The 11,593-nt window shown below is 76.3% G+C and carries 8 protein-coding genes; 6 read left to right on the top strand and 2 right to left on the bottom strand.

Going from position 1 to position 11,593, the window contains the following annotated elements; genetic code table 11:
* The first annotated feature begins 177 nt into the window (after positions 1-177).
* The 4 genes from ACI78Z_RS13280 to araA all read left to right on the top strand — a co-directional run bounded on the left by ACI78Z_RS13280 (position 178) and on the right by araA (position 5,399).
* Positions 178-1,224, top strand: a complete 1,047-nt coding sequence (locus ACI78Z_RS13280) for a LacI family DNA-binding transcriptional regulator (protein WP_457037008.1) — start codon at positions 178-180, stop codon at positions 1,222-1,224.
* A 244-nt stretch (positions 1,225-1,468) separates the two neighbouring features.
* Positions 1,469-3,142, top strand: a complete 1,674-nt coding sequence (locus ACI78Z_RS13275) for a xylulokinase (protein ID WP_457037007.1) — start codon at positions 1,469-1,471, stop codon at positions 3,140-3,142.
* Complete coding sequence (locus ACI78Z_RS13270; RefSeq protein ID WP_457037006.1) at positions 3,139-3,876, top strand: L-ribulose-5-phosphate 4-epimerase; 738 nt, start codon at positions 3,139-3,141, stop codon at positions 3,874-3,876. Before ACI78Z_RS13275 ends, ACI78Z_RS13270 begins: the two co-directional genes overlap by 4 nt.
* 14 nt (positions 3,877-3,890) lie before the next feature.
* Positions 3,891-5,399, top strand: a complete 1,509-nt coding sequence (gene araA, locus ACI78Z_RS13265) for an L-arabinose isomerase (RefSeq protein WP_457037005.1) — start codon at positions 3,891-3,893, stop codon at positions 5,397-5,399.
* Positions 5,400-5,455: 56 nt separating this feature from the next.
* Here araA and ACI78Z_RS13260 read toward each other — a convergent pair whose 3' ends face one another.
* The gene (locus ACI78Z_RS13260) at positions 5,456-6,688 is read right to left on the bottom strand and encodes an arginine deiminase (protein ID WP_457037004.1); all 1,233 of its coding nucleotides are present in this window, start codon (positions 6,686-6,688) and stop codon (positions 5,456-5,458) included.
* Between the two features lie 94 nt (positions 6,689-6,782).
* On the opposite strand from ACI78Z_RS13260, the gene ACI78Z_RS13255 reads away from it, so the two are divergent.
* Together ACI78Z_RS13255 and ACI78Z_RS13250 are read left to right on the top strand one after the other, a co-directional pair.
* Positions 6,783-7,550: an SDR family oxidoreductase gene (locus ACI78Z_RS13255; protein ID WP_457037003.1), complete on the top strand. Its 768-nt coding sequence runs from the start codon at positions 6,783-6,785 to the stop codon at positions 7,548-7,550.
* Positions 7,547-8,149, top strand: a complete 603-nt coding sequence (locus ACI78Z_RS13250; RefSeq protein WP_457037002.1) for a hypothetical protein — start codon at positions 7,547-7,549, stop codon at positions 8,147-8,149. Before ACI78Z_RS13255 ends, ACI78Z_RS13250 begins: the two co-directional genes overlap by 4 nt.
* On the opposite strand, the gene ACI78Z_RS13245 is transcribed toward ACI78Z_RS13250, so the two are convergent.
* Positions 8,076-11,477, bottom strand: a complete 3,402-nt coding sequence (locus tag ACI78Z_RS13245; RefSeq protein WP_457037001.1) for a BTAD domain-containing putative transcriptional regulator — start codon at positions 11,475-11,477, stop codon at positions 8,076-8,078. The two genes, ACI78Z_RS13250 and ACI78Z_RS13245, sit on opposite strands and share 74 nt — an antisense overlap.
* Positions 11,478-11,593 lie beyond the last annotated feature (116 nt).

Here is an 11,593-nt window from a genome sequence, read left to right as displayed (position 1 = left end):
CGGCGCCACCCCCACCCCCCCCCCCCCCCCCCCCCCCCCCCCCCCCCCCCCCCCCCCCCCCCCCCCCCCCCCCCCCCCCCCCCCCCCCCCCCCCCCCCCCCCCCCCCCCCCCCCCCCCGGCAGGGCACGGACCGAGGTGGCCGAGACGAGGCCGACCCTCGACGGGGAGGGGGAGCGGTGGAGCCCGAGGGGGCGACCCGAGCGCTGGTCATGTCCGACGTCGCGGCTCGGGCGGGCGTGTCCCACCAGACGGTGTCCCGGGTCATCAACGGGCATCCCAACGTCGCGCCGCAGACCCGCGAGCGCGTCGAGCGGGCCATCCGCGAGCTGGGCTACCGGCCCAACACCGCCGCGCGGGCCCTCGTCACGGGTTCCACGCGGACGCTCGGGTTCGTCACCGTCAACATCAACCAGTACGGGCCGGCGCAGACCCTCGTCGGCCTGGAGCGGGCGGCGCGGGCGGCCGGGTACTCGCTGAGCGTCACGGTCCTCGACGAGGCGACCGCCGACGCGATGCGCGACGCCGTCGACCGGTTCGTTGCCCAGTCGGTGGACGCCGTCCTGGCGCTGGCCACCTACGACGACGCGGTCGAGGCGCTGCACGTGGTGCACGCCCCGCTGCCGCTGGTCACCGTGCAGAGCGGCGGGGCGCTCGAGGAGCCCGCGGTCGGCGTCGACCAGGTCGCCGGCGCGCGGCTGGCCACCCGGCACCTGCTCGACCTCGGCCACCGCACCGTCCACCACGTCACCGGTCCCGCCGACTCGCAGGAGGCCCGGGACCGGATCGCCGGCTGGCGCGCCGAGCTGGCCGGTGCCGGGGCCGGCGTCCCCGAGTGCCTGCACGGCGACTGGACGCCGTCCTCGGGCTACGAGGCCGGTCGCCGGCTCGCCGCCCGCCGACGCGCGGGCGAGGAGATCACCGCGGTCTTCATGGCCAACGACCAGATGGCCATGGGGCTGCTCGCCGCGCTGCACGAGGAGGGGCTCGAGGCCCCGCGCGACGTCAGCGTCGTCGGCTTCGACGACCTGCCCGAGGCCCCGTACCTCATGCCGCCGCTGACGACGGTGCGGCAGGACTTCGCCGAGCTCGGCCACCGGGCGGTCGAGCTCGTGCTCGCCCGGCTGGCCGGCCGGGAGCTGCACCCGCAGCCGGTGCCGCCGGTGCTGCTCGTCCGCTCCAGCACCGGCCCCGTTCCGGTCGGGAGGACCCCCGTCGGGGTGTGACGACTGTCCCTGTTAGCGCTAACATCCCTGCGGCGACGTGGCCGATCGGCCGTCGTCCGAGCCGCTGGGCGCAGGAGGAACCGATGCCGGACACGGCAGGAACGGGCGACCCCGACGTCGTCGGGGTGGACGTCGGGACGCCGGCGGACGTCGTCCGCGACCGGCGGGGCACGGCGACCGGCGGTGCTGCGCTCACCGGGACCCCGGGCGGGGCCACCAGTCCGGAGCGAGAGGGTCGCGAGAGATGACGATGGATGTCGGCGAGGCGATCACCGGAGGTCGCACGGCCCTGGGGATCGAGCTGGGATCGACCCGGATCAAGGCAGTGCTCGTCGGCCCGGACCACGCTCCGCTCGCGGTCGGCAGCCACGACTGGGAGAACCAGTTCGTCGACCGGCGGTGGACGTACTCGCTGGGGGCCGTCTGGGCAGGGGTGCAGCAGAGCGTCGCGGCCCTGGCGGGCGACGTGCGGCGACGCCACGGGGTCGAGCTGGCAGGGGTCGGCGCGCTCGGCGTGTCGGCGATGATGCACGGCTACCTGGCGTTCGACGTCGACGGCGAGCTGCTCACGCCGTTCCGCACCTGGCGCAACACGAACACGGGCCGAGCGGCGGAGCGGCTCAGCGCGGAGTTCGGCGTCAACATCCCGCACCGGTGGAGCGTCGCGCACCTCTACCAGGCGATCCTGGACGGCGAGGACCACGTCGGTCGGCTCGATCACCTGACGACCCTGGCCGGCTACGTGCACTGGCAGCTCACCGGCGAGAAGGTCCTCGGCATCGGCGACGCCAGCGGCATGTTCCCGATCGACGTCGGCACCGGCGGTTACTCCGCTCCGATGCTGGCCCGGTTCGACCAGCTGGCTGCCGAGGCCGGGGTCGAGCTCACCCTCGCCGACCTGCTGCCCGGGATCGCGTCCGCCGGCCAGCCGGCCGGCGAGCTCACCGAGGCGGGCGCGACGCTGCTCGACCCGACCGGGCGGCTGCGTCCCGGCACCCCGCTCTGCCCACCCGAGGGCGACGCGGGCACGGGGATGGTCGCCACCAACTCGGTCGCTCCGCGCACCGGCAACGTCTCCGCCGGGACGAGCATCTTCGCCATGGTCGTGCTCGAGCGCGAACTCACCCGGATGCACCGCGAACTGGACCTCGTGACCACGCCGGCCGGCGACCCGGTGGCCATGGTGCACTGCAACAACGGGGCCAGCGAGGTGAATGCCTGGGTCGGTCTGTTCACCGAGTTCGCCCGGGCGCTGGGTTCCGAGGCGGACCCGTCGGCGGTCTTCGAGATCCTGTTCTCCGCCGCGCTCGGTGGCGCCAGCGACGGCGGCGGGATGCTGGCCTACAACTACCTCTCCGGGGAGCCGATCACCGGCCTCGAGGAGGGGCGGCCGCTGTTCGTGCGGTCCCCGGACAGCAGGTTCGACCTCGCCACCTTCATGCGGACGCACCTGTTCGCGTCCCTCGCCACGCTGCGGATCGGCATGGACGTCCTGCAGAAGGCCGAGGGCGTGCGGATCGACCGGATGTTCGCGCACGGTGGCCTGTTCCGGACCAAGGGCGTGGCGCAACGCTTCCTGGCCGCCGCGATCGACACCCCGGTGTCCGTGGGGGACGTCGCTGCCGAGGGTGGCGCCTGGGGGATCGCCGTCCTGGCCGCTTTCGCCTCCAGTGGCTCGGACCGCAGCCTGGCGGACTACCTGGACTCGACGGTCTTCACCGGCACCGGCCTGCAGACCGCTCAGCCCGAGCCGGCCGACGTCGCCGGCTTCGACGCGTTCATGCAGCGGTACGTCGCCGGGCTCCCGGTCGAGCGGGCCGCCGTCGACCACGTGGGCAACGACCACCGGCCGGCCGAGCCGCGGATCGCCGACGCCCAGACCACGTCCACCGCACGTCCCGAGGAGCAGCCGGTATGAGCCATCCCCACGAAGACGCTCCGCTGGCGCTCCACGTCTCTGCGGGGACCCCGGCGGCGGCCACCCAGCCCCGCACCGAGCGGGGCACCCACCGAGCGCAGCGCGAGCACGTCGCCGCCCTGCACGCCGAGCTGACCCGCAACGGCCTGGTCACCTGGACCTCGGGCAACGTGTCGGAGCGGGTGCCCGGCGAGGACCTGTTCGTCATCAAGGGCAGCGGCGTCCTCTACGACGAGCTGACCTGGGAGGGCATCACCGTCTGCGACCTGGACGGGAACGCCGTCGACGGGGTGAAGAAGCCCTCCAGCGACACCGACGCGCACGCCTACGTCTACCGGCACATGCCGGAGGTCGACGGCCAGGTGCACACGCACAGCCCGTACGCCACGGCCTGGGCGGCGCGCGCCGAGCCGGTCCCCTGCGTGCTCACGGCCATGGCCGACGAGTTCGGGGGGCCCATCCCGGTCGGCCCGTTCGCGCTCATCGGGGACGACTCGATCGGCCGCGGCATCGTCGAGACGCTGCGCGACTCGCGCTCACCCGCGGTGCTCATGCAGAACCACGGCGTCTTCACGATCGGGCCATCGGCCAAGGCGGCGGTGAAGGCCGCGGTCATGACCGAGGACGTCGCCCGCACGGTGCACCTGTCCCGCCAGCTCGGCGAGCCCCTGCCCATCGCGCAGTCGGACATCGACTCGCTGTACGCCCGCTACCAGAACGTCTACGGACAGTGAGGAGAGGTCCCGTCGTGGTCGCTGACCCGTTCGAGGGGCACGAGGTCTGGTTCCTGACCGGCAGCCAGGGGCTGTACGGCGAGGAGACCCTGCAGCAGGTCGCCGAGCAGTCGCAGCGGGTCGCCGCGGCGCTCGACGAGGCCGCCGAGGTCCCGGTGCGGGTGGTGTGGAAGCCGGTGCTCACCGACGCCGCGGCCATCCGGCGGGCGATGGGCGAGGCCAACGAGGACCCGGCCTGCGTCGGTGTCGTCACCTGGATGCACACCTTCTCGCCCGCGAAGATGTGGATCTCCGGGCTCGACGCGCTGCGCAAGCCGCTGCTGCACCTGCACACCCAGGCCGACGCCGCCCTGCCCTGGGCGACGATCGACATGGACTTCATGAACCTCAACCAGGCCGCGCACGGCGACCGGGAGTACGGGTTCGTGCTGACCCGGCTGCGCATGCCGCGGACGACGGTCGCCGGCCACGTGTCCAACCCGCGGGTGCGCTCCCGGGTCGGCTCGTGGGCGCGCGCGGCGACGGCGGCGGCTGCCGCCCGGTCGCTGCGGCTGGCCCGCTTCGGCGACAACATGCGCAACGTCGCGGTGACCGAGGGCGACAAGGTCGAGGCCGAGATCCGCTTCGGCATGTCGGTGAACACCTGGGGCGTCAACGACCTCGTCGCCGTGGTCGACGCCGTCGAGGACAAGGTGGTCGACGCCCTCGTCGAGGAGTACGGCGACCGCTACGAGTTCGCCGACGACTGCCGGCCGGGCGGGGAGCGGCACGAGGCGGTGCGCTACCAGGCCCGCATCGAGGCGGCGCTGCGCAGCTTCCTCGAGGACGGCGGCTTCACCGCGTTCACCACGAACTTCGAGGACCTCGGCGGGCTGCGCCAGCTCCCCGGCCTCGCCGTCCAGCGGCTGATGGCCGACGGGTACGGCTTCGGCGGCGAGGGCGACTGGAAGACCGCGGCGCTGCTGCGCACCCTGAAGGTCGCCGCGGCCGGGCAGCCCGGCGGCACCTCGTTCATGGAGGACTACACCTACGACCTCACCGGGACGCCGAGGATCCTGGGGGCGCACATGCTCGAGGTCTGCCCGACCATCGCGGGCGACCGGCCCCGCGTCGAGGTGCACCCGTTGTCCATCGGCGGCCGCGAGGACCCGGCGCGGCTGGTGTTCACCGCGGCGCCGGGCGAGGGCGTCGTCGTCGGCTGGTGCGACCTGGGCGACCGGTTCCGCTGGGTGGCCAACGAGGTCGACGTCGTCGAGCCCGACGAGCCGCTGCCCAACCTGCCGGTGGCCCGCGCGGTGTGGCAGCCGCGGCCGGACTTCGAGACGGCGACCGAGGGCTGGTTGACCGCCGGCGGCCCGCACCACACGGTGCTGTCGACCGCGATCGGCGCCGACGAGCTGACCGACCTGGCCGAGGTCTTCGCGACCGAGCTGGTGGTCATCGACGGCGACACCACCCGCCGGTCGCTGGCGAAGGAGCTGCGCTGGGGCGCGGCCTACCACCGGCTGGCCCAGGGCCTGTAACTGCCTTTCGCGCGCGAAAGGCGGTCCTGTAGGTGCCTTTCGCGCGCGAAAGGCACCTACAGCGGGTCGCGGCGGACGGGGCAGGACATGCACCTCGGTCCGCCGCGGCCGCTGCCGAGCTCCGAGCCGGCGATCCGCACCACCTCGATGCCGGCCGCCTCGAGTGCGGCGTTGGTGACGGTGTTGCGCTCGTAGGCCACGGCCAGCCGCGGGGCCAGCGCGAGGGTGTTGTTGCCGTCGTCCCACTGCTCGCGCTCGGCGGTGACCGGGTCCAGCCCGGTGTCGATCACCCGCAGCCGGTCGATGCCCATCGCGGCCGCCGCGGCCTCCAGGAACGGCGCCGGGCCGCGGACGACGAGGTCGGTGGTGTCGTCGTGGTCGGGCGGCTCGTCGGCGGTGACCGTCCACGCGACCAACGAGTCGGCGACGGCGGGGTACACGACCATGGCGTCGACGTCGACCATCGTGGCGATGGTGTCCAGGTGCATGGTCGCCCGCTGCTGGGCGATCGGTACGACGAGCACCGTGTGCGCCAGGCCCCGGGCGAACACCCGCCGGGCCAGCCGCTCCGCACCGCCGGGCGTCGTCCGCTCGCCGACCCCGACCGCGACCACCCCCGGGGCCAGCAGCAGCACGTCGCCGCCCTCGAGGTGCTCCAGCGAGGCGTCGTAGAGCTGCTCGGCGCCGGCGAAGCGCGGGTGGTGGGCGTACACCGCGGCGGTGATCGTGCTCTCCCGGTGCCGGGCGGGCATGGCCAGCGAGGTCACCGCCACCTGGTCGCCCACCCACACCGACGAGTCGCGGGTGAACAGCAGGTTCGGCAGCGGGGGGACGACGAAGTCGGCGCGGTCCATGAGCTCGTAGCCCAGGCCCCGCCCGCCGGGTAGCTCCTCGTGCGCGACCCCGGCGACCAGCGCCCGGGCGAGGTCCTCGGGGGCGAGGCCGGCCAGGTGCGCGGCCGCGGTGCGGGTGAGCGTCGCGCCCAGCCGCGGGTCGTCGACGGCGGCGGTGATCAGCTCCGTGCGGGCCACGGGCGAGGTCAGCACCTCGGCCAGCAGCCGGTCCAGGTGGAGCACCTCCACCCCGCGGGCGGTGAGCTCGGCGGCGAAGGCGTCGTGCTCCTCCTGCGCCCGGCGCACCCACGGCACGCCGTCGAACAGCAGCTGGTCGTTGTTGCGCGGGGTCAGCCGGCGCAGTTCGGCGCCCGGCCGGTGCAGCAGCACCGTCCGCAGCGGCCCTACCTCGCTGGTGGCGCCCAGAGCGGCGGTCGCGGCGGCGGGTGCGGTCATGGGCCGAGGCTGGCACAGGGAGCGCTCCGGAGCGCTGGATAGGGTGCCCCGGCCGGGGCCGACGACGTCCCCACCACACCGCGGAGGCCCCCTCGTGCACCTGTTCGACCTGACCGGGAAGGTGGCCCTGGTCACCGGCGGCACCCGCGGCATCGGGCTGATGATGGCCCGCGGCCTGCTGCAGGCCGGGGCGTCGGTCTACGTCTCCTCCCGCAAGGCCGAGGCGGGGGAGGCCGCGGTCGCCGAGCTGTCGCAGTTCGGGACGGTCGGGTCGATCCCCGCCGACGTCTCCACCGAGGCGGAGTGCCTGCGGCTGGCCGAGGAGGTCGGCCGCCGCGAGGAGCGGCTGCACGTCCTGGTCAACAACGCGGGGGCCACCTGGGGCGCGCCGTTCGCCGAGTTCCCCGCCGCGGCCTGGGACAAGGTGCTCGACCTCAACCTCAAGGCGCCGTTCTTCCTCACCCGCGCGTTCCTGCCGTTGCTGGAGGCCGCCGGCACCGACGACGACCCGGCCCGGGTGGTCAACGTCGGCAGCATCGACGGGCTGCACGCCCCGTCCCTGCCCACCTACTCCTACTCGGCGAGCAAGGCCGGGGTGCACCACCTCACCCGGGTGCTGGCCAAGGAGCTCGGGCCGAGGCGGATCACGGTCAACGCCGTCGCCCCGGGGCCGTTCGAGTCCAAGATGATGGCCGCGACGCTGGCCGCCCACGGCGACGAGATCGCCGCGTCGTCCCCGCTGGGCCGCATCGGCCGGCCCGACGACATGGCCGGCGTCGTGGTCTACCTCGCCGGGCGGGCGGGCGCGTACGTCACCGGCGCGGTCATCCCGGTGGACGGCGGCCGCGCGACCACGCTGTGACGCGGCTGCGGTTCGACGGCTGGATCCTCGGGGTCGGCACCGCATCGGGCACCCGCCTCGTCGTCGGGCACTGGCCGCGCTCCCCGTTCGGGCCGCTGTCCGACGTCATGGTCCAGCGGCCGGACGGCGTCCGGGTGCTGCTCGCCCCCAGCCGGGAGGTCGCCGACTTCATCGCCGCGACCTACGCCTTCGACGAGGTCCGGCTGGTCCCGGTGACGGTGCGGCGGCCGGACCCGCGCAGCTGGGCGGTGGCGGCCGGTCCGCTGCGGCTGCACGCCACGACCGGCCGCCGGCCGCCGCTGGGCCGGCTGCTGCGCGCCGTCCCCGCCCCGCTGGCCCGCACCCCGGCGTGGGTCGGCCTGCTGGACCGGCTCGCGCGGCTGCTGACCGGGCTGCGCACCACCGGGTCGGCCGGAGGCGGCCGGACCGAGTGGTACGGCGTGCAGGACCTGCACGCGGTGACGGCGCTGGACGCGACGTGGGACGGCGGACCGCTGGGCGCGCTGGCCCCGGTGCGCCCGCCGGTCACCTTCGGCTTCGGGTCGGTGCCGCCGCGACCGAGCCTGGCCCGGGTGACGACGACGGTGCAGCTGCCGTGACCGCGACCGGCTCACCGGGCACCCGGGCCAGGTGGGACTCGGCCAGCGCCACCTGGTGCGGCGACCCCACCTGCCGGCCCTGCCGCGCCGCGGCGGACCACCACCCGCGGGCCGCGGCCGGGTCCCCGCGGCGTTCGGCGATCCGGCCGAGCAGTTCGTCGTAGGCGCCCAGCGTGAGCGACGGCGTCCCCAGCACCGCCTGGCGGCCGGCGTACGGCAGCAGCGACTCCGTCGCGGCCGCCCAGGCCGGCTCGTCGCCCAGCCACAGCGACGACTCGGCCTGCAGGTAGAGCGCGACGTCGCTGGCCCAGTCGCGGACCAGCGTGCGCCCCCACCGCGCCCGCAGCCGGCGGGCCTCGGCGAGGTCGCCGGACTCCGCCGCGGCCAGCACCGCCATCTCCTGCAGCAGCGGGCTGCCCTCGTCGCCGGTCTCGACCAGCAGGGGCAGCGCGTCGCCCTCGCGGTGGTCGGCCCGCCGGAGGGTGAACTGGTGGGCGGCGTAGGCGTGCCGCGCGTGCGGGGTGACCCGGCGGAACCGCTCGTAGGCCTCGGTGGTCAGCTCCTCGGCCCGGGCGGCGTCCCCGCGCAGCCAGGCCAGCCCGCCGGCCTGCCAGAGCACGTGCGGGCGCACCTCCGGCCCGCTCAGCGACACGGCCAGCCGGCGGGCCTGGTCGTGGTCGGCCTCGAACCCGGCGAGGTCGGCCAGGTGCAGCCGGATCGCCGCCCGGTGCAGGTGCGCCACGAACTCGGTGCGCCGCGGCAGCCCGCGCCCGGCCAGCTCCAGGGTCTCGTCGGCCGCGGCCAGCCGCAGCTCCGCGGCGCCCGGCCGCCCCCACACCGCGAGGCTGAGGTTGTTCAGCGTGCGCCCCAGCAGCTCGGGGTCCCCGGTCCGCCGGGCCAGCTCGACCGCCCGCCGGGCGGCCCGCACACCGCGGTCGTCGGGGGAGAAGGCGAGCTCGACGCCCAGGGTGCCCAGCAGCCGGGCGGTCGTCGCGTCGTCGCCGTCCGGACGGGACGCGGCGAGGTCCTCCAGCAGCGCCACCATGTCGTCGTCGACCACGCCGTGCGGTCGCCAGTTCCACAGCGTGACGCTGCCCCACACCGCCGCGGCCTCGGCCAGGCACTCCCGGTCGCCCAGCTGCCGCGCGACGGTGATCGCCTCGGCGACGACCTCGCGGGCCTCGGTGAGTTGGCCGCTGCGCAGCAGGTCGTTGCCGAGCGCGGTGAGCAGGTCGTGCCGGGTCCGCGCGGCGTCCGGCGCGACCGGGTCGAGCAGCTCCAGCGCCCGCCGGGTGTGCGCGGCGGCCTCGCCGTGCGCCAGGCGGGCGCGGGCGCTGCGGGCCGCGGCCGTCGCGTACAGCCGCGCCGGGCCCGGGCCGGTGACCGGCAGCGCCGCGACGAAGTGGCGGGCCAGCCGCTCCACCAGCTCGTCGTCGGTCGTGCCCGGGACGCGGCGCTCCAGCGCCTCGCCGACCCGGGCGTGCAGCCGCGCCCGCCGCAGCGCCGGCAGGTCGCCGGTCAGCACCTCCTGCACCAGCGCGTGGGCGAACCGCCAGCGCCACGGCGCCGGGCCCTCGACGACCAGCCCGCACGCGGTCGCGGTGTCCAGCGCGGTCAGCGCGGTCTCGGCCGGGGTGCCGGCGGCCTCCAGCAGGTCCAGGGACACCTCGCGGCCGGCCACGGCGGCCAGCTCCAGCACCTCGCGGGCGTCCGCGGGCAGCCGGCCCAGCCGCGTGCGCAGCACCTCGCCGACGGACGGCGGCACCGGCTCGCGGTCCAGGTGCAGGTCGTGCGCGCCGAGCATCCAGCGGGCCAGCTCGACGACGAAGAACGGGTTGCCCGCGGTGCGGTCGTGCACCGCCGCGGCCAGCGCCCGGTCCCCGGGCGAGCCCAGCTGGGCGGCCATGAGCGCGGCGACGTCGCCGGTGGACAGCCCCTCCAGCCGCAGCCGGCTGGCCGCCGGCTCGCGGTTGAGCCGGCCCAGGCAGTCGACCACCGCCTCGGGCAGCTCCTCGCCCACGGTGCGCACCGTCACGACGACCAGCAGGGGAACCCGCGGCAGGTGCCGGGCGAGCAGCGCCAGCAGCGCGACCGAGGTGGTGTCGGCGCCCTGCAGGTCGTCGAGGACGACGAGCACCGGGCGGGTCGCGGCGGCGGCCAGCCGGGCGCGCAGGTCCTGGAACAGCCGGAAGCGGGCGGCGTCGGCGTCCCCGGTGGCGTCCTCGGCCGGGAGCACCAGCTGCTCCTGGCCCAGCTGCTCGAGCACCTGCGTCCACGGCCACAGCGCCGGGGCGCCGGCGTCGTCCGCGCACCGGCTCCAGGCCACCGACCAGCCGGCCGCCCGCCCGGCGTCCGCGGCGGCCTCGGCCAGCCGGGTCTTGCCGATGCCGGCCTCCCCGCCGAGGACGACGACCGCGGGCCGCCCGCCCGCGGCCTGCTCGGCGACCGCCCGCAGGTGCGCCAGCTCCGCCTGCCGGCCGACCAGGGCCTCCGCGCCGGGCGCCGCGGTGGGCACCGCGGCCGGGGGCGGGACGACGGACAGCACCGGGCGGGGCACCCGCTCGGTGAGCCGCGGGTCCTGCCGGAGCACCGCCCGCTCCAGGTCGCGCAGCTCGGGGCCGGGGTCGATGCCGAGCTCGTCGCGCAGCCGCTCGGTGCAGCGGCGCAGCGCGTCGAGCGCGTCGGCCTGCCGGTCGGCGGCGTACAGCGCGGTGACCAGCCGGGCCCACAGCCGCTCGCGCAGCGGGTGCTCGGCGACCAGGTGCTGCAGGTCGGCAGCCGCGGCATCGGGCCGGCCGGTGGCCAGCAGGGCGTCGCAGCGGCGCTCGCGGGCCCTCACGTGCAGCTCGGTCAGCCGCAGCCGGTCGGTGGCCGCGCTCGGCAGGTCGCCCAGCTCGGCCAGCGGCTCGCCGCGCCACAGCTCCAGCGCCCGGTCGAGCAGGGCCACGCCGCGCGCCGGGTCCCCGCCGGCCACCGCGCGGTCGCCCTCCTCGGCCAGCTGCACGAAGCAGAGGCTGTCGAGCTCGGCCGGGCCGGCCTGCAGCAGGTAGCCCGGTGGGCGGGTGAGCAGCACGGACGGCGCCTCGCGCGGGCCGCGGCCGGGCTCGAGCACCCGCCGCAGGTGGGAGACGTGCGCCTGCAGGGTGCCGGTGGCGGTCGGCGGGGGCTGCTCCCCCCACAGCGCCGCCACGATCCGATCGACGGCCACCACCCGCCCCGGCTCGGCCAGCAGGAGGGTCAGCAGCGCCCGCGGCTTGGCCCCGCCCACGTCCACCGGCCGGCCCTCGGCGTCCGCCACCTCCAGCGGGCCGAGGACGCGGAAGTGCACGGCCGGGGATCCTGGCAGCTCAGGGCCCCCGGTGGGGGCGATCCGGCCCCGGTGGCCGCCAAGCCGGCCGCAAGCCCGCCGCAAGCGGGGGCGGCGAGGGTCGTCGGCGTCCCGAT

The organism is Geodermatophilus sp. SYSU D01176 (assembly GCF_054050015.1).
Note: the sequence above shows the minus strand (reverse complement) of the source record. Positions and strands in the feature narration are given on the sequence as shown.